Annotated in this window: 24 protein-coding genes; 16 read left to right on the top strand and 8 right to left on the bottom strand. The window is 68.3% G+C overall.

What is annotated here, in order from left to right; translation table 11 throughout:
• Positions 1–39: 39 nt before the first annotated feature.
• From crcB to ACYVDK_RS01060, 4 genes are read right to left on the bottom strand one after another with little or no spacing between them, the layout of a single operon-like run.
• A complete protein-coding gene (gene crcB, locus ACYVDK_RS01075; protein WP_460516678.1) occupies positions 40–435 on the bottom strand; it encodes a fluoride efflux transporter FluC in 396 nt (131 codons plus the stop codon).
• A complete protein-coding gene (locus ACYVDK_RS01070) occupies positions 432–935 on the bottom strand; it encodes a fluoride efflux transporter FluC (RefSeq protein ID WP_460516675.1) in 504 nt (167 codons plus the stop codon). The genes crcB and ACYVDK_RS01070 overlap by 4 nt, the downstream gene beginning before the upstream one ends.
• A gap of 43 nt (positions 936–978) precedes the next feature.
• A complete protein-coding gene (locus ACYVDK_RS01065) occupies positions 979–1,524 on the bottom strand; it encodes a universal stress protein (RefSeq protein ID WP_460516672.1) in 546 nt (181 codons plus the stop codon).
• 7 nt (positions 1,525–1,531) lie between these two features.
• Entirely contained in the window at positions 1,532–2,518 is a 987-nt protein-coding gene (locus ACYVDK_RS01060) for a helix-turn-helix transcriptional regulator (protein WP_460516670.1), read from the bottom strand.
• A 113-nt stretch (positions 2,519–2,631) separates the two neighbouring features.
• Between ACYVDK_RS01060 and ACYVDK_RS01055 the strand changes: the two genes are divergently transcribed.
• The 4 genes from ACYVDK_RS01055 (at position 2,632) to ACYVDK_RS01040 (ending at position 5,887) form a co-directional block, all read left to right on the top strand.
• On the top strand, positions 2,632–3,003 hold the full coding sequence (locus tag ACYVDK_RS01055; RefSeq protein ID WP_460516667.1) for a VOC family protein: 372 nt from the start codon (positions 2,632–2,634) through the stop codon (positions 3,001–3,003).
• A gap of 137 nt (positions 3,004–3,140) precedes the next feature.
• Complete coding sequence (locus ACYVDK_RS01050) at positions 3,141–4,250, top strand: type III polyketide synthase (RefSeq protein ID WP_460516665.1); 1,110 nt, start codon at positions 3,141–3,143, stop codon at positions 4,248–4,250.
• Positions 4,247–4,780 (top strand): isoprenylcysteine carboxyl methyltransferase family protein, encoded by a 534-nt coding sequence (locus ACYVDK_RS01045; protein WP_460516662.1) that lies wholly within the window; start codon positions 4,247–4,249, stop codon positions 4,778–4,780. Before ACYVDK_RS01050 ends, ACYVDK_RS01045 begins: the two co-directional genes overlap by 4 nt.
• 42 nt (positions 4,781–4,822) lie before the next feature.
• Complete coding sequence (locus ACYVDK_RS01040) at positions 4,823–5,887, top strand: NAD(P)/FAD-dependent oxidoreductase (protein ID WP_460516659.1); 1,065 nt, start codon at positions 4,823–4,825, stop codon at positions 5,885–5,887.
• A 180-nt stretch (positions 5,888–6,067) separates the two neighbouring features.
• Here ACYVDK_RS01040 and ACYVDK_RS01035 read toward each other — a convergent pair whose 3' ends face one another.
• The gene (locus tag ACYVDK_RS01035; protein WP_460516656.1) at positions 6,068–6,763 is read right to left on the bottom strand and encodes an HAD hydrolase-like protein; all 696 of its coding nucleotides are present in this window, start codon (positions 6,761–6,763) and stop codon (positions 6,068–6,070) included.
• Positions 6,764–7,003: 240 nt separating this feature from the next.
• Here ACYVDK_RS01035 and ACYVDK_RS01030 point away from each other — a divergent pair, with 240 nt between their 5' ends.
• Positions 7,004–7,348: a histone-like nucleoid-structuring protein Lsr2 gene (locus ACYVDK_RS01030; RefSeq protein WP_460516654.1), complete on the top strand. Its 345-nt coding sequence runs from the start codon at positions 7,004–7,006 to the stop codon at positions 7,346–7,348.
• A gap of 105 nt (positions 7,349–7,453) precedes the next feature.
• Here ACYVDK_RS01030 and nucS read toward each other — a convergent pair whose 3' ends face one another.
• Positions 7,454–8,149 carry an endonuclease gene (gene nucS / locus ACYVDK_RS01025; RefSeq protein WP_460516651.1) on the bottom strand — a complete coding sequence of 232 codons (696 nt, stop codon included), beginning with the start codon at positions 8,147–8,149 and terminating at the stop codon, positions 7,454–7,456.
• A 9-nt stretch (positions 8,150–8,158) separates the two neighbouring features.
• Positions 8,159–9,562, bottom strand: coding sequence for an MFS transporter (locus ACYVDK_RS01020; RefSeq protein ID WP_460517355.1), 1,404 nt, complete (start codon positions 9,560–9,562; stop codon positions 8,159–8,161).
• A 138-nt stretch (positions 9,563–9,700) separates the two neighbouring features.
• On the opposite strand from ACYVDK_RS01020, the gene ACYVDK_RS01015 reads away from it, so the two are divergent.
• Positions 9,701–10,843: a LacI family DNA-binding transcriptional regulator gene (locus tag ACYVDK_RS01015; protein ID WP_460516648.1), complete on the top strand. Its 1,143-nt coding sequence runs from the start codon at positions 9,701–9,703 to the stop codon at positions 10,841–10,843.
• Positions 10,844–10,895: 52 nt separating this feature from the next.
• Here ACYVDK_RS01015 and ACYVDK_RS01010 read toward each other — a convergent pair whose 3' ends face one another.
• Positions 10,896–12,224, bottom strand: a complete 1,329-nt coding sequence (locus ACYVDK_RS01010; RefSeq protein WP_460516645.1) for an MATE family efflux transporter — start codon at positions 12,222–12,224, stop codon at positions 10,896–10,898.
• Positions 12,225–12,564: 340 nt separating this feature from the next.
• On the opposite strand from ACYVDK_RS01010, the gene ACYVDK_RS01005 reads away from it, so the two are divergent.
• The 10 genes from ACYVDK_RS01005 to ACYVDK_RS00960 all read left to right on the top strand — a co-directional run bounded on the left by ACYVDK_RS01005 (position 12,565) and on the right by ACYVDK_RS00960 (position 24,645).
• Entirely contained in the window at positions 12,565–13,506 is a 942-nt protein-coding gene (locus ACYVDK_RS01005) for an ABC transporter ATP-binding protein (RefSeq protein WP_460516642.1), read from the top strand.
• Complete coding sequence (locus tag ACYVDK_RS01000) at positions 13,503–15,119, top strand: ABC transporter permease (protein ID WP_460516639.1); 1,617 nt, start codon at positions 13,503–13,505, stop codon at positions 15,117–15,119. The genes ACYVDK_RS01005 and ACYVDK_RS01000 overlap by 4 nt, the downstream gene beginning before the upstream one ends.
• A 34-nt stretch (positions 15,120–15,153) precedes the next feature.
• Entirely contained in the window at positions 15,154–15,615 is a 462-nt protein-coding gene (locus ACYVDK_RS00995; protein WP_460516637.1) for a GbsR/MarR family transcriptional regulator, read from the top strand.
• Between the two features lie 52 nt (positions 15,616–15,667).
• A complete protein-coding gene (locus ACYVDK_RS00990) occupies positions 15,668–17,671 on the top strand; it encodes a M13 family metallopeptidase (protein ID WP_460516634.1) in 2,004 nt (667 codons plus the stop codon).
• Between the two features lie 111 nt (positions 17,672–17,782).
• Entirely contained in the window at positions 17,783–18,691 is a 909-nt protein-coding gene (locus ACYVDK_RS00985; RefSeq protein ID WP_460516632.1) for a serine hydrolase, read from the top strand.
• A gap of 564 nt (positions 18,692–19,255) precedes the next feature.
• Positions 19,256–20,476: a branched-chain amino acid ABC transporter substrate-binding protein gene (locus tag ACYVDK_RS00980; RefSeq protein ID WP_460516629.1), complete on the top strand. Its 1,221-nt coding sequence runs from the start codon at positions 19,256–19,258 to the stop codon at positions 20,474–20,476.
• A gap of 129 nt (positions 20,477–20,605) precedes the next feature.
• Positions 20,606–21,634: a branched-chain amino acid ABC transporter permease gene (locus ACYVDK_RS00975; protein WP_460516626.1), complete on the top strand. Its 1,029-nt coding sequence runs from the start codon at positions 20,606–20,608 to the stop codon at positions 21,632–21,634.
• Positions 21,631–22,905, top strand: coding sequence for a branched-chain amino acid ABC transporter permease (locus ACYVDK_RS00970; protein WP_460516623.1), 1,275 nt, complete (start codon positions 21,631–21,633; stop codon positions 22,903–22,905). The genes ACYVDK_RS00975 and ACYVDK_RS00970 overlap by 4 nt, the downstream gene beginning before the upstream one ends.
• The gene (locus ACYVDK_RS00965; protein ID WP_460516621.1) at positions 22,902–23,945 is read left to right on the top strand and encodes an ABC transporter ATP-binding protein; all 1,044 of its coding nucleotides are present in this window, start codon (positions 22,902–22,904) and stop codon (positions 23,943–23,945) included. Before ACYVDK_RS00970 ends, ACYVDK_RS00965 begins: the two co-directional genes overlap by 4 nt.
• Entirely contained in the window at positions 23,929–24,645 is a 717-nt protein-coding gene (locus tag ACYVDK_RS00960; RefSeq protein ID WP_460516618.1) for an ABC transporter ATP-binding protein, read from the top strand. Before ACYVDK_RS00965 ends, ACYVDK_RS00960 begins: the two co-directional genes overlap by 17 nt.
• The last annotated feature ends 211 nt before the right edge of the window (positions 24,646–24,856 follow it).

The raw sequence follows: 24,856 nt of genomic DNA, 5'->3' as shown, positions 1-24,856 counted from the left end.
CGTGCAGGGTCGCCGACCGCAAAACGGTACACCTTGCCGCTATAGCGACGCGAGCGCGAGGCCGGCCGCGGCGGCGAGCACGGTGAGCACGAGCATCCCGAGGCTGTTGACGACGGATGCCACGCCCTTGCGCTCGATGAGCAGCCGCGCGGTCTCGAAACTGGCGGTGGAGAACGTCGTGTAGCCGCCCAGGAATCCGGTGCCCAGAATGATGCTCAGATAGCTCGGCATCGCGTGGAACGCCATGAGCCCGGTGAGGAATCCGAGCAGCAGCGAACCGCTCACGTTGATGATCAGCGTTCCGGCCGGAACGACCCAGCGCAGCCGGGTGCGCAGCACGCCGTCGAGAACGAAGCGGGCGACGGCACCGACGCCTCCGCTCACCGCGAGGAGCGCGGCGAGCTGGGGCGAGTGAACGAGCCACGACGGGGTCACGACGCGTCCTCGGGCGAACCGGACGCCCGTGGCCGGCTCACATACGTGCCGAGCGCGATGCCGGCGAGCGAGGCGCCCAGCCCGACCACGAGCGTCACCAGAGAGTACGACACGGAGAACCACGGATTCGCTGCAGTTCCAAGTCCGACCGTCTCGACCGCGAGTGAGCTGTAGGTGGTGAAGCCGCCCATGAAACCGGTGCCGATGAGCAGCCTCAGCAAGCGTCCGCGTCTCGACTCGGCTCCGCGACGGGCGAGACCGCTGAGCAGCAGACCGAGCAGGAACGCGCCGACGACGTTCACCAGAAGCGTCGAGAGCGGAATGCCGCCGTAGAGCAGCCCGCGGAGCGCCGGAATCGGAAGCGGCGGAATCACGAGTGAGAGCAGATAGCGGGCGAGCGTGCCGAGGCCTCCGCCGACGAAGACGACGAGCATCGCCAGCGGATTCAGGTGCAGCGGGCGGGGCCTCCGCGCGTTCGCGCCCTCCTGCCCGGAGGTCACGATGCCACGGCGATCAGCACGTGCGGTCGGCGAAGTCCGGTGGTCACGAAGCGTCGGACGACGGCGCGTGCCGAGCCGGGTCGTGGCCCTCGACGGTGTGCGCCACGGGGATCACGATCACCGGGCGGGCCTGGTTGTGCGCAAGGCTCACGGCGATCGATCCGGCCAGGAACTCCTCGAGGCTGGCACGGAATCCGGGCTTGCGGGTGCCGACGGCGATCGCGCGCGCTTCTCGCTCCTCGGCCAGTCGGGCGAGCTCGATCGCCGGGTCACCCGCGCGGGCGACGAACTCGAGGTGTGCATCCGGAACCAGCGAATGGATGCGGGCGACGAGGTCGGGATCGAACGTCTCCTCCTGCGTGTCGGCCACGTCGGGATCCAGCGGCATCGAGAGCACGGAACCGTCGGGCAGCGTACTGATCGAGTAGCGCAGCGGCTCGACCGTGGCGAACACGATGGGAGTGCCGAGTTGAGCGGCCAGCGCCGCCGCCTCGGTGATGACGACATCGGGTACATCGGCCACGACGCCGACGACCAGCGGAAGGGAGGATGCCGCGCCTTCGGCCTGCGAACCTGCTGCGTCGGTCATGCTGGCACTATACCGAGGGCCCCGCTTCGAGCTCCGCGCGCGCCGCCGTCGCTGGGCGCGTCGCCGCTGTCATGACGCGCATCAGCAGTGCGCGGTCGCCCCGCAGCTCGAACTCGAGATCGGAGGGCACCCAGGCGAGCGTGGCGACGAGGTGCGCGATGGACTCGCCCGACAGCGGCCAGACGCAGCGGTCGGCACCCTCGTCGAGGAGGCCGGCTCCCCAGCCGCCGAGCCGGGCCCGGACATCCTCGATGCGTGCGTGCAGCACGACGTCGAGCCGCAGCGGAGCCCGCACAGAACGGATGCCGGCGCGCACGTACTCGGCCGCGTCGCCGCCGGGAACGGGGCGCGGTTCGAAGCGCACCCGCGTGCCGAAGATGTTCTCGATGCGGTCGAGGCGAAAGGTGCGCCAGTCTTCGCGGTCGCGGTCCCATGCCAACAGGAACCAGCTGCGGCCCTGCGACACGACGGCATGCGGCTCAACGCTACGGATGGACTCGCTGCCGTCGCCCGCCTGGTAGGCGAATCGGATGCGTTCGGCGTCGCGGCAGGCGAGCGCGAGGGTGCCGATCCGGCCGGCCGAGACCGGTACGCCTCCCGACGATGAGGTGCGCAGGGCGGCCGCGAGGGCATCCGTTCTGGTGCGCAGTGCGGGTGGCAGCAGTTGCTCGAACTTGGCCATGGCGCTCAGGGTCGTGTGCTCGCCGTCGACGAGTCCCTGAGCGGCGGCCGAGCGCAGGCCGACGGCGATGGTGACCGCCTCGTCTTCGGTGAGCAGCAGCGGCGGAAGTCGGGTCCCGGCCTCCAGGCGGTATCCGCCTGCGGCGCCGCGCACGGCGTCGACGCGATAACCCAGGTCGCGCAGTCGCTCGATGTCGCGTCGCAGCGTGCGCTCGGTGACGGCCAGTCGATCCGCGAGCTCGGGCCCCTGCCACTGCCGATGCGTCTGCAGCAGAGAGAGCAGTTCGAGCACGCGGGATGCGGTGGCGGCCATATCGGCATTCTTCTCGCATTCAGGACAGAAATTGACCTGATCGGCGAATAGCGTTGCATCCATCACCATCACGGAAGGCCGGATGCTCCGGCCGCAACAGAAGGGAACCGACCATGGACTGGAAGATCGAGCTCGTCTTCGTGCCCGTCTCCGACGTCGACCGTGCCAAGCACTTCTACGGCGACCAGCTCGGCTGGCAGGTCGACTATGACGTGACGGTCAGCGACGAGATCCGGTTCGTGCAGATCACGCCGCAGGGCTCGGCCTGTTCGATCGCATTCGGCAAGGGCCTCACCGACATGCCGGTCGGCAGCCAGCGCAGTGTGCAGATCGTGATCGCCGACGCGGACGCCGCGCGCGAACACCTGCTGAAGAACGGCGTCGACGCCGGGGAGGTCGACGAGCAGTCCTGGGGCCGCTTCGTCACGTTCAGCGACCCTGACGGCAACCGCTGGACCCTGCAGCAGCTTCCGAAGCGCGACTGAGGGCGTTCTCCCGCCGGTCGAGCTCGTCGAAACCGCCGCACGGCGACGCAGGTTTCGGCGGGCTCTACCAGCGGATGGTCGCTGGGGGTCTGCCGCAAGCCCCCGACCGTGCCGGACCCCGGTGGTAGCTTGCCCCTGTGTCCCGTATCGTGGCGGCAGCGCCTGCCGTGCCCGCCCACCGCTACTCTCAGGCGGAGATCACCCGGGTACTCGAACCTCTGCTCACCCACGATCCCTCGCGCGCAGCGCTGCTGCGCCGCATCCATGCTTCGGCGGGGGTGCAGACTCGCAACCTCGTGATGGAGCTCGATCAGTACGCGACTCTCGACTCGTTCCACGAGGCGAACGACCTCTTCATCGCGGCGGGCACCGATCTGGCGGAGCGGGCGACGACGGATGCCCTCGCCGCTGCGGGCATCCGCGCCGACGAGGTGGACTTCGTGCTGTTCACGTCGGTGACGGGAGTCGCCGCGCCGTCCATCGACGCGCAACTCGCGACCAGGGTGGGGATGCGCCCCGATGTGAAGCGGTTGCCGTCGTTCGGGCTCGGGTGTGTCGCTGGGGCCGCAGGCCTCGCGAGGGTGCACGACTACCTGGTCGGGCATCCGCACGACGTCGCCGTGCTCGTCTCGGTCGAGTTGTGCTCGTTGACAGTGCAGCACGGCGACGACTCTATGGCGAACATCGTGGCCAGCGGACTGTTCGGCGACGGTGCCGCTGCCGTCGTCGTGGTGGGGGACGACTTCGCTCGCGACCGCGGGCTGCCCGGCCCCGACGTCGTGGGCACGCGCAGCAGCCTGTATCCGCAGACCGAAGACGTGATCGGGTGGGACATAGGCGGCACGGGATTCCGCATCGTCCTCAGCGCCGGCGTGCCTGAGGTGATCGGCCGCCACTTCGCGAACGACGTGCACGCGCTGCTCGGTGGGCACGGGTTGACGGTCGCCGATGTGACGACGTGGCTGGCGCATCCGGGCGGACCGAAGGTGCTGGAGGCGTTCGCACAGGCGCTGGGGCTCGCGGATGCCGCGCTCGAGCCGAGTTGGCGGGCGCTCGCGGCGGCCGGCAATCAGTCATCGGCCGCCGTGCTGGGCATTCTGGCCGAGACGTTGCGGAACCCGGTTCCGGGTGAGACAGGCTTGCTCTTCGCGCTCGGCCCCGGGGTCACCGCGGAACTGGTGCTGCTGCACTGGGCGGTGGACGAACCGAGCACGGTGTCCGCGTCGTACACCGGGATCGGCGCGTGAGCTGGTACTTGGCGCTCGTGCTCCTGGTCGGACTGGAGCGGCTCGCCGAGCTTGTCGTCTCTGCACGCAACGCCCGCTGGTCGCTCGCCCATGGCGGCCGCGAGGTCGCCCGTGCACAGCTGCCGCCGATGATCGCACTGCACATCGCACTGCTGATCGGATGTCTGCTCGAGGCGTGGCTCGCGGGAGCATTCCTGCCCTGGCTGGGGTATCCGATGCTCGTACTGCTCGTGGTCGCGAACGCGCTGCGCTGGTGGTGCATCGCCACGCTCGGCAGGCAGTGGAGCGTGCGCGTCATCGTGATACCTGGAGCGGGAGCCGTGCGGGAAGGGCCTTACCGGTGGCTGCGGCATCCGAACTACCTGGCCGTCGTCCTCGACGGCATTGCGCTGCCCTTGGTCTACGCCGGCTGGATCACGGCGATCGCGTTCGCGGTGCTGAACGGGGTGCTGCTCTGGGGCTTTCGCATTCCGGCGGAGGAGCGCGCGCTGGCGCAGCTGCACGCGCACGTCATGCCGGACGGCGTCTAGCGTGCGTCGCGACGGGTCGTTCCCATCGAGGAGTGTGCTCCGGTGACGCCCGACGCGCAGCTGGCGATCGTCGGCGGAGGCCCGGTGGGGCTCGCTACCGCGCTGTTCGCCGCCGAGGCGGGCCTCGAGCCGATCGTGATCGAGCCACGGGAGACGCCGATCGACAAGGCGTGCGGCGAGGGGCTCATGCCTGGCGCCTGGCGCCTGCTCAGCGAGCTCGGGGTTGAGCCGCCGGGCGCCGAACTGCGCGGGGTGGCGTACATCCAGGGGCGCGCCCGCGCGGAGCACCGCTTTCAGAGCGGGCCCGGCCGGGGTGTGGCGCGAACGACGCTGCACGCGGCGATCGCCGCGCGAGTCGCGGAGCGGGGCATCCGCGTGATCCGAGCGCGAGTGGATGCCGTCGGTCTGCACGACATGCACGTCACGATCTCCGGACCCGGCCTCGGCCCGTTCACGGCCGGTCACCTCGTCGGTGCGGATGGCCTGCACTCCCGCGTGCGCGAGCTGGCGGGGCTGGCGTCGCGGCCGCAACGGGCATCCGCTCGGCGATTCGGGCTGCGCAGGCACTTCGCGATCGCGCCGTGGAACGACCTCATCGAGGTGCGCTGGACACCGAACGGCGAGTTCTACGTGACGCCGCTCGGTCCCGAGCTGGTGGGCGTCGCCCTTCTCGGCCGCCGGGGTGCCGACTTCGCGGCGGCGCTCGCCGACGAGCCGGAACTCGCCGAGCTGCTGCATGCGGATGTCTGCGGCGACTCGCGAGCGCAGCTCGGGCAGGTGCGCGGCGCCGGGCCGCTGCTGCAGCGCACCCGTGCGCGAACGGCGGGACGCATCCTGCTGGTCGGGGATGCTTCCGGGTACGTCGACGCGCTGACCGGAGAGGGTCTGCGCCTCGGCATCGCGCAGGCTAAGGCGGCGGTGGCGGCGATCGCTGCCGACGATCCGATGCCTTACGAGCGCAGCTGGAGCGCGATCACGCGAGACTTCCGGGTGCTCACCCGTGGCCTGGTTGCGGCGGGGCGATCACCGCTTCGTCGTGCCATCGTGCCTGCCGCCGTGCGGATGCCGCGCCTGTACGGCGGCATCGTCGAACGCCTCGCGCGCTAGGTGCCCCAGTGCCCCAGTGCCCCCATCCCGAGAACAGGCAGGAAGGCGCTTGCCACGCGAAAACAGGCAGGATGTGCCTGTTCTGCGTCGACATGCCTGTATTCCACAGCGGCCCACGGGTTCGAATGGCCAGTGACCGGACACCGGACGGCCGAGTCGATGGTTCGCGCGGAGGCGCGATCAGCGCAGCAGTAGTTCGCGCAGCTGGTCGGCCGAATGCACGACGGACATCGCGCCGACGGCCTCGACCGGGGAGCCGTAGCCCCACTCCACGATGACCGAAGGGATGTCGTTCGCCTCGGCCCCGAGCACGTCGTGTCCGCGGTCGCCGACCATCACGAGGTTGCTCGTGTCGCGGCCGTTGGCCGCGAGCTGCTCGCGAACCCAGCGGATGACGTCCGCCTTCGTGCTGTTGTGTGCAGTGTCGGGAGAGCCACCCACCACGTCGAAGTACTCCAGCAGACCGAAGTGCTCGAGTATGCGCGTGGCGCGGCCAACGGGCTTGCTCGTCGCAAGGGCGATCGGGATGCCGGCGTCACGAAGTGCGCGCAACAGGCCGAGCATGCCGGGGAAGACGGCGTTGCCGTGCAAGTCCGTGAAGTCGGCGCGGGCGCGGTAGGCCGCGGTGGCGGCTTCCGCCTCGCGTTCGTCGAGACCGAGGGCGCGCATCGTCTCGTGCAGCGGGGGACCCACATGCACGGTGAGGGAGTCGGGGTCGGCGACCGGATGGCCGATCTCCTCGAGGGCCCCAGCCAGGGACTGGGTGATGCCGGGGGCGGAGTCGGTCAGGGTGCCGTCGAGGTCGAACAGCACAGCAGACCACGTTCGCGTGATCTCGGGGGTGTGTTCGCTCATGATCGAAGTCGGGATACTCATGGCCCGGCCATGCTACGACCTTTTCTCGAGCGCCGCCTGCACGCCCGCTGCGGTGCTCCGGCCGGGGCCTGACATTCGAATTCGCCTGAGTTCGCGAGTGGAATCGCGCATCGAGCGATTCGCGACGGCCCGGATAATGCGCCCTTCCCCGTCGGCGATAATGCACGACACCGCATTCGCCAACCGGCTATTCACGTGTCGGACTTTCGCTCGGGCAATGCAATTGCGTATGTTTATCGCATGGCGAAGAAAACCACAGTGGTCCTGGTAGACGACATCGACGGCGTGGAAATCGAAAACGGAAAGGGAGAGACCATCTTTTTCGCTCTCGACGGCGTCTCCTATGAGATCGACCTCAATGATGCCAATGCGCGTGAGCTTCGCGACGCATTCCGACGCTTCCAAGACGCAGGCCGCCGGTCGTTCCACGGCGGTCGCTCGGCCTCCGCTTCCAGTCGCTCCTCCCGCAACTCGAAGGAAGATCTCGGCGCGGCCCGTGAATGGCTGCGCTCACACGGGCATAAGGTCTCCGACCGCGGTCGCATTCCGGCCGCACTGCTCGAGGAATACCGCGCGAATTCGTGACTCGAAGGTGACGATTGCTGTGGCGATATCCGCTGCAGCAATCGTCGCTCCGCGCGAAAAGCTGACTCGGCCGGACCGAGTCGGTCGCAGAACAGCCGTCTGGTCTCAGAACAGTCGACTGAGCGAGTCGTCGATGCCGCGCATCTCGTCGTAGTCGAGAACGACGCAACGGATGCCGCGATCCTCCGCGAGCGTGCGCGCCTGCGGTTTGATCTCCTGCGCGGCGAATACACCCGATACGGGCGCGAGAAGTGGATCCCGGTTCATCAGCTCGAGGTAACGCGTCAGCTGTTCGACGCCGTCGATGTCTCCGCGGCGCTTCAATTCGACCGCGACGGCGCGTCCTTCGGCGTCGCGCGCGAGGATGTCCACCGGCCCGATCGCCGTCATGTACTCCCGGCGAACGAGCGTGTGGCCGTCGCCGAGTCGATCGATCTGCTCGGCCAGCAGCTTCTGCAGATGCGCCTCGACTCCGTCCTTCTGCAGCCCCGGGTCGATCCCGAGCTCATGAGCGGAGTCGTGCAGCAGCTCGTGCACGCTCACGATGAGACGGTCGGAGGTCTTGGAGTGCGTGACCGTCCAGATCTCGGTGGCACCGGCATCCGCTTGGCTTTCGTCGGGCTCCGAAACCCTGAGCGTGCACGGCGGGCTCATCCAGTTGAGCGGCTTGTACGACCCGCCGTCGGAATGGACCAGCACGCTCCCGTCGGCCTTGAGCACGAGCAACCGCGTCGCCAGCGGAAGATGTGCGCTGAGGCGCCCTGCATAGTCCACCGAGCACCGGGCAACAACCAACCGCACCAGTCGAGGCTATGGCATCGAAGGCTCGCGGTGCCGCAGGGCGGGCGCGCACACGAACGCGGCGACGAGCAGCACGAGCACGACGTACAAGGCGTTCAGGATGCCGAACTGCTGGCCGAGGAATCCGATCACCGGCGGGCCCGCGAGGAACGCGAGGTAGCCGATCATCGCGACGGCCGAGACCCGCGCCGTGGCGTTCCGTTCGTCGTCCGCGGCGGCGGACATGCCCAGCGGGAAGCCGAGGGAGGCGCCCATGCCCCACAGCACGACGCCGGCGACGTATGCCAATGGCGAGGGCGCGAGGATGAACAGCAACAGGCCGGCCACGCCGAGCGCCGCCGTGACGCGGATCGCCCACACGCGTCCGATGCGGTCGACGACCGGCCCGCCGACGACGCGGCCGACCGTCATGGCCGCGACGAACACGTCGAGCACGAGCGCGCCGCCTGCGTTGTCGAGTCCGTGGCCGTCGACGGAGGCGAGCGCGATCCAGTCGTTCGCCGATCCTTCGGTGAACGCCATGCCGAGCATGACCACCCCGATCAGCACGAGCCGCCAGTCAGCCCACACCGTGAGCTGCGACTTCACGGTCTCACGGAAGGTGCGTCGGCGCGGTGCGGCGGCGATCGCCGGATCGTCGAAGGAGTCGAGGGATGCCTGCGCTGCGGCATCCCGATCCACGACATCCTGCGTGTTCGGGATGTAGCGCACCGCGATGACGCCTGCCGCGATGCAGATGACGGCCATCACGGCGAAGTGCCAGAAGACGGAGATGCCGAGCGCGGCGCATGCGGCGCCGATGCCTGCCCCAGCGACGGTGCCGATGCTGAAACATGCGTGCATGAACGGCATGATCGTGCGGCCGATGCGCTTTTCGACGGCCGCGGCGGAGACGTTCATCATCACGTCGACCGCCCCGTTGCCCAGACCGAGCAGCGCGAGTCCGAGCACGACGACCGGGAACGAGTTCAGCACTGCGGCGCCGAGGCCGACGACGGCGAGGCCGAACGACGCGGCGACGACGACGATGGCGATGCCCCGCCGGGTGCCCACGCGCGCCTGCAGAGGGGGGGCGACGACGAGACCCACGATCGCGCCGATCGAGACGCCGAGCAGGATCAGGCCGACGACATCCGTCTGCAGATGCAGCGAGTCCCGCACGCCAGGCACCCGCGACACCCAGCTGGAGAGGAAGAGCCCGCTGACGATGAAGATGACGAAGAGCGCGTTGCGCCACGCCCGCAACTCGGGTGCGACACGGGGACGGGAGCTGGTGATGTCGGTGCGCGTTGCCATGGGATTCGATCTGGGAGGCGCCGCGTGAGGGTCGCGCGGCGAAAGAGAGGAGATGAAGACGACGGAGAGGGTCGAGACGAAGGTCTGGCCGAGGACTGGGCCCCAGGCGGGTCGAATCGATTCGAGTCCGTCCTTCGCCTAAGCTAGCGAATCGGATGCCGGCCCGTCAAGGAGGCGGCATCCGCGTGGTCCGCGCACCGCACGGCGCGGGGCCATGGCGTATCGTGCCGGCAGCCGCCGGGAGAAGGGAGCGGGATGCCCGACCACGATTCCGTGAAGCCCGTGCGCGACTCCGCGCGTCCCGTGCGCGACTCGCCCCGGCCCACCCTCGCCGACGTCGCTGCGAAGGCCGGCGTCTCCGCCTCGACGGCGTCTCTCGCGTTCAGCGGATCAGGCCCGGTCGCCGAGGCCACAAGGGATCGCGTGCTCGCCGCCGCACGCGAAATGCACTACGCGGGCCCCGACCCGAGGGCGCGGTCGCTGCGGCGCGGCCGCTCCGGCATCATCGGGGTGGTCATCGAGGAACGGGTGCGCGAGGCGTTCCGCGATCCGATCCAGATCGCGCAGTTCGACGGCATCGCCGAGGAGATCGGGCACATCGACGCCGCGCTGCTCATCCTGGCCGCGGCAGGGCCGGCCCAGCAGTTCGCCGGCGTCAAGTCCATGCCGACGCAGCCCGCGCATCAGGTCACCGTCGAAGACGCTCCGATCGACGCGGCCGTGCTGATGGGATGCACGCCGCGCCTCGCCGACAGCATCTCGGCGCTGCGCAACCGGGGTCTGCCGGTTGTGGCGATCGAGGGGTTCCCGGCTGAGGGCATCCTCGTCATCGAGCAGGACAACCGAGATGCGACTGAGCGCGGTGCCCGCCATCTGCAGCAGCTCGGCCACGAACGCGTCGCCATCATCACGCTGCCGCTGGATGTCACGCATCACCGAGGCCGCGTCACCGACGAGCTGCTCGCCATCAGCTCGTCCGCGACGGCGCTGCAGAGGCTCGAGGGCGCCAGGCTGGTATTTCCGGATGCCGTCGCCTACGCCGCGGCAGGCAGTTATGTCGACGAGGGGCGCAGGGCCGCCCGCGAGCTGCTGTCATTGCCCGATGGGGAACGGCCGACGGCGATCATCGCACAGAGCGACCTGCTCGCCGTCGGCGTGATCCGTGCGGCCGAGGAGTTCGGCATCGTCGTGCCCGATCAGTTGAGCGTGATCGGATTCGACGGCGTGCGCGTCGACGGGTTGTGGCCTTACGAGCTGACCACGCTCGAGCAGCCCGCGTACGAGAAGGGTCGCGCCGCGGGGCACGCTATCGTGCGGATGCTCGAGGGCGAGCAGGCGGAGCCCGTCGCGTTCACCTCGGTGCTGCGCGTCGGGAACACGACGGCGCGCGTGCCCTAGCGGTGGCGCCCCATGGTTGGTGCCGGCAATACTTGCCCGAGCGCCCGCCCGCTCAACCGCGCACAGCACCCACCACCATCCATCGGCCGCGGTGGGCGCGCACGCCGAGCGTCACGGCGCGGGCGCCGAGGTAGCCGAGCACGAACGCGAGAGTCAGCGACGACAACGAGGTCGCGTCGCCGGCGCCAGGGGCGACGGCCGCCCACGCGAGCGGCACGAACACCAGGAGGTTGACCAGGCCGGTGGCCGCGAGGTAACGGGCATCCCCTGCGCCGATCAGCACGCCGTCGAGCACGAACACGTAGCCGCCCAGCGGTGTAGTCGCACCGAGAATCGCCAGCGGGACCGGCAGCATCCGCAGCACGTCGGGGTCGCTCGTGAACACCCAGCCGAGCACCGGGCTCGCGATGACGAGCAGAGCACCGAGCACCGCCCCTCCGCCGACGCCCCACCACAGACACCGGCGCAGCACGGCACGCACCGCCTGCACGTCGCCCATGCCCAGCGACCGTCCGATCAGTGCCTGCGCTGCGATGGCCAGCGCGTCGAGCGCGAGGGCCACCGCGTTGTAGACCGCCATGGTGACCTGCCAGGCGGCGAGGGCATCCGACGAGATGCCGGTCGCCAGGAACACCGCCAGCATGATCGCCACGCGCAGACTCGCGGTGCGCAAGAACAGCCACCAGCCCGGGCCGGTGAGCCCGCGGATGCCTGCAACTCGCGGTCCGAGCCGCGCGCCGGCGCGGCGACCGTGTCGCACCGCCACCGCGATGTAGAGCACAGCCATGCCCCACTGCGCTATCACCGTTCCCACGGCCGACCCGACCACGCCGAGCCCGGCGCCGTAGATGAACAGGGCGTTGAAGCCAATGTTCGCCGCGAACCCGCCAGACGCCACCGAGAGCGGCGTGCGCGTGTCCTGCAGTCCGCGCAGCAGCCCGGCCGCCGCGTAGACGATCAGCATGGCCGGAAGCCCCGCCATCGACACCGCGAGATATGCGGATGCCTGCCAAGCGACATCCGGCTGCGCACCGAACAGCGCGACGAGCTGGGGCGTTGCGAGAGCTCCAGCAGCGGCGAGCACGACTCCGATGCCCGCGGCCAGCCACAGGCCGTCGATGCCGGCCTCGAGCGCCTCGCGCTCATGGCCCGCACCGAGGCGACGAGCGACGGCGGGCGTGGTGCCGTAGGCCAGGAACACCATGAGCCCGACGATCGTCTGCAGCACGGCGCCGGCGATGCCGAGGGCGGCCAGCGGAGTCGCGCCGAGGTGCCCGACGAGTGCCGAGTCCGCCAGAAGGAATAGCGGCTCGGCCACGAGAGCGCCGAACGCCGGCACCGCGAGCCGCAGGATCTCGCGGTCGGCGGCGCGTTGGAGCATCCTTCGACAGTAGCCGCGGGTGTTCGTGCGATCGTGCTCGGCGGCCGTGCCCGCGCCCCGCCTGTGGCCGCGCCCGCGAGCCGGTCGATCGCAGGCAAATCGGTCGGGAACAGGCAGGATCTGCCTGTTTTCACGCGGAAGCCGCTTTCCCGCCTGTTTTCGGGCGGGGGAGGACGGAGTGGAGGTTTGAGTGGAGGACGGGCGGAAGAGGGGGTGGAGTACGGGGGCGGAGGTTTGGGTGGAAGGTGGTGGTGAGGCGCACGAGGCGGATCGACTGGAGGCCGTATGGATTCCGTTAGGAAGTTTCACAAATTTGTGAAACTAGCGTAGCGTCACGCTCATGACCTCAGTGATAGAGACTCGCGGGCTGCAGAAGCGGTTCGGTCGGGTCCACGCTCTCGACGGGCTCGACCTCACAGTGGGTGAAGGCGAGGTGCACGGATTCCTCGGGCCGAACGGCGCGGGGAAGACGACGACGATCCGCGTGCTCCTCGGGCTGATCCACGCCTCGGGCGGGTCGGTCCAGGTGTTCGGCGAAGACCCGTGGGGAAAGGCGGCCCGGCTGCACGAGCGCATCGCGTACGTGCCGGGCGACGTGGCCCTGTGGCCCAACCTGAGCGGCGGCGAGATCATCGACCTCATCGCCCGCCTGCGGGGCACGAACACGAAGTCCACCGACTACCTCGCGCGCCGTGACCGGCTGGTCGAGGCGTTCCAGCTAGACCCGCGCAAGAAGTCCCGCACGTACTCGAAGGGCAACCGGCAGAAGGTGGCGCTCGTCGCGGCGTTCGCGACCCCCGCGCAGCTCTACATCCTCGACGAGCCCACCAGTGGACTCGACCCGGTGATGGAAGCGGTGTTCTCCGAGCAGGTCGCGCGCATCGCGAAAGACGACGGTGCGAGCATCCTGCTCTCCAGCCACATCCTCTCCGAGGTCGAGGCGCTCTGCGATGGCGTGACGATCATCCGCGCGGGCAAGGCGGTCGAATCCGGCACCCTCGCCGACATGCGTCACCTCACCCGCACCGAGATCTCGTTCGCCGCCGACGGCATCGACCCGGCCGTGATCGAGTCGATCCCGGCAGCGCACGACGTGAGGGTCGCGTCCGGTCGCATCCGCTTCACGGCCGACAGCGCGGCCGTGGCCTCCGTGCTTCCGAGGCTCGGTCAGCTCGACGTGCAGTCGCTGACGGTCACACCGCCGTCGCTGGAGGAGCTGTTCCTGAGGCACTACGGTGACGAGATCGCGGCGGCCGACAGCTCTTTGGAGGCCGTGCGATGACCGCGCTCGGAACTCTCGTGCGGTTCCGCCTCAGGCGGGACCGCGTCGTCGGCACGACGTGGGTTCTCGTGGTAGCCCTCAGCATCCTGTTCGTCGTGGCCGCGCTCGCGTCCACCTACGGCACGCTGCGGCTGCGTCTCGGTGTGATCGCGGTGCTCACCGCGAATCCCACGCTGCTGGCGGTACGCGGCGCACCGGACGGCGCCTCCGCCGGATCGTTCTTCATGACCGAGATCGGCGCGTTCATGATGCTCCTGGTCGCATTCATGAACACGTTCACGGCCGTTCGGCACACCCGCGCCGACGAGGAGCAGGGCCGGAGCGACCTGATCGTCGCCACCCGCGCCGGGCGGGTGTCGAGCACCTGGGCGACGATCGTGCACGCGATCGTGCTCAACATCGTGATGGGGCTGCTGTCGGCCCTGGTCGCGATGCTGTCCGGCTTCGACGGTTACGGGTCGCTCGTCTTCGGCTGGGCGCTGGCCAGCACCGGCATCGCGTTCTTCGGCATCGGCCTGCTCTCCGCACAGATCTTCTCCACGTCGCGGGCGGCCAACGGCTGGGCGATCGCTGCGATCGCGGTGTTCTGGGTGCTGAATGCGGCGGCGGATGCCGGCGGCAAAGCATCCGCAGACCACCTGCACGTCACGCCGTCGCCCGCCGTGTGGTTCACACCGGTCGGCTGGGGGCTGCGCATCCGCCCGTTCACGCAGAACTACTGGTGGATCGGATTGCTCAGCATCGCGCTCGCCGCTGTTCTCATCGCGGTCTCGTTCTGGCTGCAGGCCATTCGCGACACCTCTTCTGGTCTGGTCGCGCCGCGGAGGGGCAGGGCGTGGGCGTCGGCCGCGCTTCGAGGAACATTCGGACTGGCGTGGCGGCTCCAGCGCGGATCGATCATCGGCTGGGGGATCGCCGCAGTCGTCGGGGGGCTCCTGATCGCAGGGCTCGGCAAGACGCTCAACGATGCCGTCGCCGCCAATCCCGAGATCGAGACGTCGTTGAAGAAGATCGGAGGCGGCTCAGGATCGGTGCTCGAGGTGTTCCTCGGCGTGATGGCAGCGTTGATCGGGCTTCTGGTGGCGGGTGCCGCCGTGCAGACGGTCATCCGGCTGCGCCAGGAGGAGGCGGCCACCAATGCCGAGACCGTGCTCGCGACGCCCGTGAGCAGGTTGCGCTGGTACCTGTCGTTCGTGATCCTCGCGGCGGTGGCGTCCGCGGTCATCCTGGCCCTGGCGGGTGCGGTGATGGGCGGGGCGCTCTCCGGCATCGACAAGCGGCTGGCCGGCGACGCGATCGTGCTGGCGCTCGCCCAGTTGCCCGCCGTCGTCGTGTATCTGGGGGTGACCGCGTTCGTGTTCGGCGTCTTCCCACGGGCGACCGCCGCGGTAGGTTGGGCCGCGTTCGGCATCGGCGTGGTGCTCGGCGAATTCGGTGCCCTGCTCGGAATGCCGGACTGGGTTCGGCAGATCGCGCCGACGGATCACACGCCAACGCTCCCGCTCGGCAACACGGACTGGAGCGGAACGTGGATCATGGCCGTGATCGCCATCGTCCTGGTCGCCGCAGGAGCCTGGGCGTTCCGCCGTCGCGGCATCGTGTCCGCGAACTGACCCGAACCAGCGCAATCGAGAGATGGAGGTGCATGTGGCACGGGACGAGGCGAAGCTGGCCGACTACGCGGAGCGCGGGGCCGCGCTCCTGACAGCCGCAGGATTTCCGCGCATGCCGAGCCGAGTGCTCTTCACACTGACCGTTGCGGAGTCCGCGTTGACGGCTGCGGAGCTCTCCGAACGACTCGACGTGAGCGCCGCGGCGATCTCCGGTGCCGTTCGCTACCTGCAGAGCCTTGCGATGGTGCGCCGGGTCTCCCAGCCGGGGAGCCGGCGCGATGTCTACGAGCTTCCCGACAATCCGTGGTATTCGGCCGGCATGTCGGAGGAGCGCTTCTACAGCGCCCTGTTCAACCTCGCGGAGGGCATGCCCGAGGCGGCAGGCGGCCGCGATACGGCCGTCGGAGCGCGCATCGCCGAGATGACGGACTTTCTGAAGTTCATCAGGAAGCGCCTGCCCGAGCTGCTCGACGAGTGGGCTCAGTCGCGGCGATAGGAGGACCCCGCACGTTCGGCCAAGCCTCCGTCACTCGCCTAGTCTTGATGACATGACTGACGCGGCGCAGAGGCCGGCCGAGACGCCGGACGAGGGGGCATCCGTGCTCGCCTCCGGCATCCTGACCGACGAGTTGGATGCTGGCACCCGGCCCCAGGACGACCTGTTCCGGCACGTGAACGGCAAGTGGACGACACGCACCGACATTCCGTCCGACAAGGCCAGGTGGGGCTCCTTCATGATCCTCGCCGAGGAGTCGGAGAATGCCGTACGGGAGATCATCGACGAGTCGCAGCATGCCCAGGAGGGCACGGAGGCGCGCAAGTTCGGCGACCTGTTCACCAGCTTCATGGACACCGAGCGCATCGAGAAGCTCGGTGTCTCGCCCGTGGAGTCGCGACTGGCGCTGGCCGGCAACATCCGCTCCATCCCCGGTCTGCTCGAGGCCGTCGGGCGACTGGAGAAGAGCGGGCTGAGCGGCTTCTACCAGCTGTTCGTCGACAACGACCCCGGTGACCCCGAGCGTTACCTCGTGTTCGTCGAGCAGAGCGGCATCTCACTGCCCGACGAGAGCTACTACCGTGAACCGAAGTTCGCGTCGGTGCGCGCCGCGTTCCTTGCGCACGTGCAGCGCATGTTCGAACTCGCGGGCGTCTCCGAGGCGCCGCGCCGTGCGCAGAACGTGTTCGACCTCGAGACCGACATCGCGAAGGCGCACTGGGACAACGTCGCCAGTCGCGACAGCGAGAAGACGTACAACCTCTACAACTGGAAGGACGCGGCGTCCCTGGCCAGCGGCGTCGACCTCGGCGTCTGGCTGAAGGCGGTCGGAGCCCCGAGTCGCGCCTTCGACGAGGTGGTGTTGCGCCAGCCGAGCTTCACCGCAGGACTCGGATCGCTGCTGCGTGAGCAGCGGCTGTCTCAGTGGCGCGACTGGCTGCGCTGGCGGGTGCTGCACGACGCCGCCTCCTACCTGAGCGGCGACTTCGTCGCTGCGAACTTCGACTTCTACGGTCGCACTCTCACCGGCACGCCGAAGATCCGCGAGCGGTGGAAGCGTGGCGTGTCGCTGGTGGAGGGTGCGATGGGCGAGGCCGTCGGCCGCGTCTACGTCGAGCGCAACTTTCCGCCGGAGTCGAAGCGGCGCATGGACATCCTCGTCGGCAATCTCGTCGCCGCCTACCGGCAGTCGATCCGCACGCTGGACTGGATGGGCGAGAAGACCCGCAACCGGGCGCTCGACAAGCTCTCGAAGTTCACGCCGAAGATCGGATATCCGGCCAAGTGGCGGGACTACTCCAGCCTGCTGATCGATCCGACCGATCTGATGGGCAACGTGCGGCGCGCTGCAGAGTTCGAGTTCCGGCGCGAGCTCGACAAGATCGGCAAGCCGATCGACCGTGACGAGTGGTTCATGACGCCGCAGACGATCAACGCGTATTACAACCCCGGCTTCAACGAGATCGTGTTTCCGGCCGCCATGCTGCAGTACCCGTTCTTCGATCCGAACCGGGATGACGCCTCCAACTACGGTGCGATCGGCGCGGTGATCGGCCACGAGATCGGGCACGGATTCGACGACCAGGGTTCGAAGTTCGACGGAAACGGCAAGCTCGCCGATTGGTGGACCACCGACGACCGCCGCGCGTTCGAGAAGCGCACCAGGGCTTTGATCGCGCAGTACAACGCGCTCGCTCCCGCCCAGGTGCCGCAGTACCACGTGAACGGCGCGCTCACGATCGGCGAGAACATCGGCGACCTCGGCGGACTCGGCATCGCCTGGAAGTCGTACCTGCTGTCGCTGAACGGTGCCGAACCGCCCGTGATCGACGGCCTGACCGGCGCCGAGCGGTTCTTTCTCTCGTGGGCGCAGGCGTGGCAGCAGAAGGGTCGCGACGAGGAGGTCATCCGTCTGCTCGCGATCGACCCGCACTCGCCGAACGAGTTCCGCTGCAACCAGATCGTGCGCAACATCGACGCGTTCTACGACGCCTTCGGCGTGCAGCCGACGGACGCCCTGTGGCTCGCCCCTGAGCACCGCGTGCGCATCTGGTGACGCGCGGTTCAGGCGCCCGCGGCGTGGTTTGATGTAAGCACGCCCGAATGCCGCGACGGGGGACGCGGCATCCATCCCAGCAGCACGAAGCTTCGAGGACCGAACAAGACCGTGAGCGCCCCCGTCCAAGGCTCAGAACGCCGATCCAGGCATGCGGGCTGGCGGCGTGGCAAACACCGCGGACGCGAGCCAGGTGACAGCTTCGTCAAGGGCTTCGCGGCGCTCGGAGAGCTCGCGCTCGCCGGTGTGCAAGTATCTGCGAGGGCCATCGATCTCACGACCGGCGCCGTGCTGTTCTCGGTCGACGACCACGTGGTCATGCCGACCGCGTCGATCGGCAAGGTGTTGCTGCTCATCGAGGTGGCGGCGAGGCTCGAGGCTCGCGACACGAGCGCCCTCAGCCTCGTGGACCGGCTGCAGACGGATGCCGTAGGCGACTCGGGCATCTGGCAGCACCTGGTCGCGCCCTCGCTCCCGCTGGCGGACCTCGCCGCGCTCGTCGGTGCGGCCAGTGACAACCTCGCCACCAACGTGCTGTTGCGCCGGGTCGGGCTCGAGTCGGTGAGCGCGCGAACCGAGCAGCTGGCGCTGCGCCAGACCGCAATGCTCGATCTCGTGCGCGATCACCGGGGACCGGATGACGCCCCGCAGCTCTCGGTGGGAAGCGCGAAGGAGCTCACGTGGCTGTTCGCGTCGCTCGCCAGGGGCGAGGTCGTGGATGCCGGCACGAGCAAGCGCGTCGTCGGGTGGCTCTCGCTCAATCACGACCTCTCGATGGTGGCGAGCGCGTTCGGGCTCGATCCGCTTGCACACCGTGGCCCCGACCACGGCCTGCTGCTGATGAACAAGACGGGCACTGATACCGGTGTGCGCAGCGAGGTCGGCGTGCTGCGCGGTCCGCGTGCGGGCGTGGCGTACGTGGTGTCGACATCCTTCGACGACAGTGAACTGTCGGCGCGGCTCGGAGTGCTGGACGGCATGCGCGCGGTCGGCCGGGACCTCCTCGAGTATGTGCACTGACGACTGAGGCGAGAGCCAAGCGAGCTTGCTCGCTTGGCCGAGCCGAGGGAGTCGGTCGAGCGGCGCAGCCGCGACTACTGACGGCTGACCCGGCCGAGCCGAAGGAGTCGGTCGAGCGGCGCAGCCGCGACTACCGACGGCTGGACCGACGGAATCGCTGGAGCCGGTCGAGCGGTGCGGCCGCGACTACTGACGGCTGGCTTGGCCCGCGACGACTGACGGCTGGACCGACGGAATCGCTGGAGTCCGTCGAGCGCCGCAGTCGCGACTGACGGCTGGACCCGGCCGATCCGAGGGGCTGCTTGAGCCCGAAGCACGAACCCCGACCCTGCTTCGCTGCGTGTGCGCTGCGCGGTCGCTGCATGGCGGATGGGCACGTGCTGCCGGCGCCGACGACTGCGCAACTGTGCCCTTGCGCCACATCATGTGTTCACTTTGTAAAGATTTGGCACAACACTGGCCCAATCCGTTGCGGGGGGTCTGAACACTCGTCTACGGTTCAGGACATTGCAACCGTGCAAAGGGGCCGACAACCCCGGGCACAGGACCCGAAAGGCAACTTCCATGGCAACCAAGAGGATCATCGGAGCGCTGGTCGCGGCAGCAGCGGTCGCGCTCCTGACCGCAGGCTGTGTGAACCAGTCGACGACCGGGGGATCCACCTCCACCACCAGCAAGGTCAACCTGCCGATCCAGACGTCGATCGACGTCTCCAAGAACGCTGTGCTTCCCGCCGGCGACGGCAAAGCGAAGTGCGACAGCAACCTGACGCTCGCCTACATCGGTGCGGAGACGGGCCCGAACGCTCAGCTCGGCATCAACATCTTCAACGGTGTTCAGCTGGCGATCGACCAGCACAACAAGGCGAACCCGGGCTGCCAGGTGCAGTTCAAGAAGTTCGACACCGAGGGCGACCCGGGCAAGGCACCGGGTGTCGTCACTCAGGCTGTCAATGAATCCGACATCATCGGCGTCGTCGGTCTTCCGTTCTCGGGCGAGTCGAAGGCGACCGGCGGCATCTTCGAGCAGGCCGGTCTCGTGCACATCACACCGTCGGCCACGAACCCGACGCTGACGCAGAACGGCTGGAAGACGTTCTTCCGGGCGCTGGGCAACGACAACGTGCAGGGTCCCGCGGCGGCGACGTTCGCGACCGACAAGCTCAAGGCCAAGAAGGTCTACGTCGTTCAGGATGACTCCGACTACGGCATCGGCCTCTCCACGGCCATCCAGAAGGCGCTCGGCTCTTCTGTCGCAGGCACCGACAAGGTGACAACGGGCCAGAAGGACTTCTCGGCCACGGTCAGCAAGATCATCAACGCGAAGCCCGACGCGGTGTTCTACTCCGGCTACTACGCCGAAGGTGCGCCGTTCGACCAGCAGCTGGTGAACAAGGGGTTCAAGGGCGTCTTCATCGGCCCGGACGGCGTGAAGGACGACCAGTTCATCAAGCTCGCGGGCAACGCGTCCGAGAACGCCTACTTCACGTGCCCGTGCATCCCCGGCGAGCTCATCAAGAGCTTCTCGGATGCCTACCAGTCGGCGTTCAACATGGCACCGGGTACCTACTCCGTAGAGGGTTATGACTCGGCGACGGTTCTGCTCTCCGGAATCGACAAGGGCAACGTCGACCGTTCGAAGCTGCTCAGCTGGGTGACCAGCTACGACGCCGACGGCCTGAGCAAGCACCTCAAGTGGGACTCCACGGGTGAGCTCGCGAAGTCCGCGGTGTTCGGGTACAAGGTCGACAACGGCAAGATCGTGTCGGTCGGAGCGATCGGCTAGCCCAGCCGCTCACGTGAAGGCCGCGTCGTGGGGTGTTTCCAATCCGCCCCGCGGCGCGGCCGTGCTTGACCCGAAACAGTCGAACCCCGACGACGTTGTCAGGATTCGACACGGCACCGGAAGAACCACATGCTTGCCACCCTCCTCGCCCTGCCGGCGGCTTTGCCGGCATCCATCCACGCCGACAACAGCTGGATCAACTTCGACGTCAACTCACTCGTTCAGAACTTCTGGCCCGCGACATTCGACGGTCTCACCTTCGGCGCCATCTACGCGCTGGTGGCTCTCGGCTACACACTCGTCTACGGCGTTCTGAACCTCATCAACTTCGCCCACTCCGAGGTGTTCATCATGGGGTGTTACGGCGTCGTCGCGACGCTGACCTCGCTCGGCTTCGGGCCGAACCCGCCGAACCTCTCGATCTGGGCGATCGTCGCGAACCTCCTGCTGGCGATGATCGTCGGCATGGTGTTCTCGGTCGTGACGGCCTTCATCATCGAGCGTGTCGCCTACCGGCCGTTGCGGCGGCGCGGTGCGTCGAGGCTGGCGTTCCTGATCACCGCGATCGGTGCATCGTTCTCGATCCAATACATCATCTTCCTGGTGCGCGGTTCGAACGCTGAGCCGGCTGTGACGATGTTCATCCCGACGCCCGTGTTCCAGGTGTTCGGCGCGATCATCGACAGTCAGCAGCTCACGATCATCATCGCCGCCGTGGTCATGATGGTGGCCACCGACCAGTACATCCGGCGCTCCCGGGTGGGTCGCGGAATCCGTGCCGTCGCACAGGATCCCGACACGGCAACGCTGATGGGCGTCAACAAGGACCGCATCATCGTCACCACGTTCGTGATCGGCGGCATCCTCGCCGGTGCCGCCGCACTGTTCTACGTGATGAAGGTGCCGAGCGGCGTCATCTACAACGGCGGTTTCGTGCTCGGCATCAAGGCGTTCGCCGCCGCGGTGCTGGGCGGGATCGGCAACGTGCGGGGCGCGCTGCTCGGCGGTCTGCTGATCGGCGTGATCGGCAACTACGGCCAACTGCTGCTCGGTGACTCGCAGTGGACCGACGTGGTCGCGTTCATCGTGCTGGTGCTCGTGCTGCTGGTGCGGCCGTCCGGCCTGCTCGGACAGTCCCTCGGAAGGAGCCGCGCATGAGCGCCATCGGGGGCGGTGCGCCCATGCCCTCCGCCCGCACGACGCAGAAGCTCGACGCGGACGAGTCGTTCGGCACGCGCAGGCAGCTCCTGGGCGGCTGGCGCCGCCGATGGAACCGCATGGCGCGCTGGCAACAGTGGTTGTTCCTCGCCATCGTGCTCGCTGCTGTCTACTACCTGCCGGTCGCCAACCCGTGGCTGATCACGACGGAGCCGGGCAACGACTTCCCGATCTCGTGCTTCCAGATGGCCGTGTACGCGCTGGTCGCGGTCGGCCTGAACGTCGTGATCGGATTCGCCGGCCTGCTCGACCTCGGATACATCGCGTTCTTTGCGATCGGGTCGTACACGGCGGCGTTCTTCACCTCGCCGGACTCCACGGCCATCCACATCCCCTACCTGTGGACGCTGCCGCTCGCGATCGGCATCGCGATGGTGTTCGGTGTTGCGCTCGGCCTGCCCACGCTGAGGTTGCGCGGCGACTATCTGGCGATCGTGACGCTCGGATTCGGTGAGATCATCCGCATCCTCGCCACGATCATCCCGGCTGCCCGCGGGCAGGTGGGCTTCCAGGAGGTCGGGCACCCGCCGGGGACGGATGCCCAGGGTCACGCGGTCTTCTCGGCGTCGAACGGTACGCCGTGGTACTGGCTGGCCGTGACGGTGATCGTGATCATCCTCATGTTCGTCGGCAATCTGGAGCGCAGCCGGGTCGGTCGCGCCTGGATCGCCATCCGCGAAGACGAGGACGCCGCCGAGATCATGGGCGTTCCGACGTTCAAGTTCAAGCTGTGGGCGTTCGCGATCGGCGCGGGCATCGGAGGCCTCTCCGGGGCGCTCTTCGCAGGTCAGGTGAGCTTCGTCAACAACCAGAAGTTCGATGTGGCCACGTCGATCCTGTTCGTCGCAGCGGTCGTGCTCGGGGGCTCAGGCAACAAGGTCGGTGCCATTCTGGGCGGGGCGATCGTGGCGTACATCCCGCTGAGGTTCACCGCGATCGCCGACTGGAAGTACCTCATCTTCGGCGTACTGCTGATCGTCATGATGATCTTCCGCCCGCAGGGTCTGATCGCGGCGAAGTCCCACCTGCTCACGTACTCGCGCGTGGTTGCCGACCGGGTGAGAGAGCTCAAGGCGGCACGCACGAAACCCGGAGACGGCGCGAAGCCCGGCGACGAATCGGAGGCGGCGGCCGTCTGGCGTTCCCGCCCAGAGCGCGCTCCGGCCACGGGCGTCGTGCCCACCGACACCAGGGACGGAGGCGCCGAATGAACGAGAAGAACGACCAGTCGCGCAACGAGCGACCGGAACGCGTCCCCGTCGAGCACGACCCGAACCTCGGAGCACTCCCCGAGCCGGTGCCGAACGCGGGTCCCGACGATGCCGACCTGAGCGACATCGGGCCCGATCCATCACCGGAGGCCGACGCCGACGTCCCCGACGAGGGGGAGAACGCGGCGACGCTCGCCGAGGCCGGTGTGGATGCGGAGGTCGCCGAGGCGGCGGCACCCGACCGCGAGATCGCCGTCGAAGTGGGCGAGAAGCTTGTCGAAGTGAAGGCCGTCACCGTCAAGTTCGGCGGTCTGACCGCCCTGGACGACGTGACATTTCACATCAACCGCGGCGAGATCCTCGGGCTGATCGGACCTAACGGGGCGGGTAAGACCACGGCGTTCAACGCCATGACGGGCGTCTACCGGCCCACGAGCGGCGACGTTCTCATGGAGGGCGTGTCGATCAAGGGCAAGAAGCAGCACAAGATCACCAGGGCGGGCCTCGCGCGCACATTCCAGAACATCCGCCTGTTCGGCGAGATGACGGCGCTGGAGAACGTCGTGGTGGGACTGGATGCCCGCCACCGCACGAGCGTGCCCGGCGCCCTGGTGCGGAGCCCGCGGCACTACCGCGAGGAGAAGTCGTCGGTCGAGCGGGGTCTCGCCCTGCTCGAGTTCGTCGGCATCGCGGACGCCGCCGACACCCTCTCGCGTCATCTGCCGTACGGCAGCCAGCGAAGACTGGAGATTGCGCGGGCGCTGGCGACGGACCCGAAGGTGCTCTGCCTGGATGAGCCGGCCGCCGGCTTCAACCCGGCGGAGAAGGAACAGCTGATGGAGCTGATCCGCACCATTCGCGCCGACGGCTACACGGTGCTGCTCATCGAGCACGACATGAAGCTCGTGATGGGCGTCTGCGACCGCATCGTGGTGCTGGAGTTCGGAAAGAAGATCGCGGACGGATCGCCTGCCGAGGTGCGCAGCGACCCTCGCGTGATCTCCGCCTACCTGGGAGAGCCCGATGACGACGCTGCTTGAACTGACTGACGTCGTGGTCGGCTACGGCCGCATCGAGGCGCTGCACGGCCTGTCGTTCACCGTCGAAGAGGGCGAGATCGTCTCACTCATCGGCGCGAACGGCGCGGGCAAGACCACGACGATGAAGGCCATCTCCGGCCTGCTGAACCTGACCAAGGGGTCCATCCGGTTCGACGGCGAGGACATCACGAAGACCAAGGCGCACATCAGGGTGGCGAACGGCATCTCGCAGTCGCCGGAAGGCCGCGGGATCTTTCCCGGGATGACAGTGCTCGAGAACCTCGACATGGGCACGTACGCGCGCAAGGATCGCACCGGGGTCAAGGCGGACCTGGACCGCGTTTTCGCGCTCTTCCCGAGACTGGAGGAACGCAAGACGCAGGCCGGCGGAACGATGTCCGGCGGCGAGCAGCAGATGCTCGCCATCGGGCGGGCCCTGATGGGCCGTCCTCGGCTGCTCCTGCTGGATGAGCCGTCGATGGGACTCGCGCCGCAGTTCATCAGGCAGATCTTTCGGATCATCACCGAGATCAATGAGCAGGGCACCACGATCCTGCTCGTGGAGCAGAACGCGAATCAGGCGCTCGCCCGCGCCCACCGCGCGTTCGTGCTGGAGACCGGAACGATCACACACAGCGGAACGGGCCGGGAACTGCTGACGGACTCGGCGATCAAGGAGGCGTACCTGGGCGTCGCATGACCGCCACGGTTGTTCAGGAACGCGTCCTCCGCAGCGCAGTCGAACTCGGCATCCGCTCGGTATCGGTTCACGAGGCGCGGGAAGAGCGTCCCCGCGATGGGTGCCTTTCACAGCGCACGATGCGCCGGACAACGAACGATGGGCCGGATCGATGCCGCCCATTCGTCCGACGCATCGTGCGCTCGCCGGCCGATCGTGCCATCGGCCGGCC

Source organism: Humibacter antri (assembly GCF_054777235.1).
This window is presented reverse-complemented; position numbering and strand designations above follow the sequence as displayed.

Bases quoted from the DNA above. Each gene is read 5' to 3' on its own strand.
- ACYVDK_RS01065 (WP_460516672.1), bottom strand. From the start codon at position 1,524: ATGACCGACGCAGCAGGTTCGCAGGCCGAAGGCGCGGCATCCTCCCTT.
- ACYVDK_RS01060 (WP_460516670.1), bottom strand. From the start codon at position 2,518: ATGGCCGCCACCGCATCCCGCGTGCTCGAACTGCTCTCTCTGCTGCAG.
- ACYVDK_RS01055 (WP_460516667.1), top strand. From the start codon at position 2,632: ATGGACTGGAAGATCGAGCTCGTCTTCGTGCCCGTCTCCGACGTCGAC.
- ACYVDK_RS01035 (WP_460516656.1), bottom strand. From the start codon at position 6,763: ATGAGTATCCCGACTTCGATCATGAGCGAACACACCCCCGAGATCACG.
- ACYVDK_RS01030 (WP_460516654.1), top strand. From the start codon at position 7,004: ATGGCGAAGAAAACCACAGTGGTCCTGGTAGACGACATCGACGGCGTG.
- ACYVDK_RS01015 (WP_460516648.1), top strand. From the start codon at position 9,701: ATGCCCGACCACGATTCCGTGAAGCCCGTGCGCGACTCCGCGCGTCCC.
- ACYVDK_RS01010 (WP_460516645.1), bottom strand. From the start codon at position 12,224: ATGCTCCAACGCGCCGCCGACCGCGAGATCCTGCGGCTCGCGGTGCCG.
- ACYVDK_RS01005 (WP_460516642.1), top strand. From the start codon at position 12,565: ATGACCTCAGTGATAGAGACTCGCGGGCTGCAGAAGCGGTTCGGTCGG.
- ACYVDK_RS01000 (WP_460516639.1), top strand. From the start codon at position 13,503: ATGACCGCGCTCGGAACTCTCGTGCGGTTCCGCCTCAGGCGGGACCGC.
- ACYVDK_RS00990 (WP_460516634.1), top strand. From the start codon at position 15,668: ATGACTGACGCGGCGCAGAGGCCGGCCGAGACGCCGGACGAGGGGGCA.
- ACYVDK_RS00980 (WP_460516629.1), top strand. From the start codon at position 19,256: ATGGCAACCAAGAGGATCATCGGAGCGCTGGTCGCGGCAGCAGCGGTC.
- ACYVDK_RS00975 (WP_460516626.1), top strand. From the start codon at position 20,606: ATGCTTGCCACCCTCCTCGCCCTGCCGGCGGCTTTGCCGGCATCCATC.
- ACYVDK_RS00970 (WP_460516623.1), top strand. From the start codon at position 21,631: ATGAGCGCCATCGGGGGCGGTGCGCCCATGCCCTCCGCCCGCACGACG.
- ACYVDK_RS00965 (WP_460516621.1), top strand. From the start codon at position 22,902: ATGAACGAGAAGAACGACCAGTCGCGCAACGAGCGACCGGAACGCGTC.
- ACYVDK_RS00960 (WP_460516618.1), top strand. From the start codon at position 23,929: ATGACGACGCTGCTTGAACTGACTGACGTCGTGGTCGGCTACGGCCGC.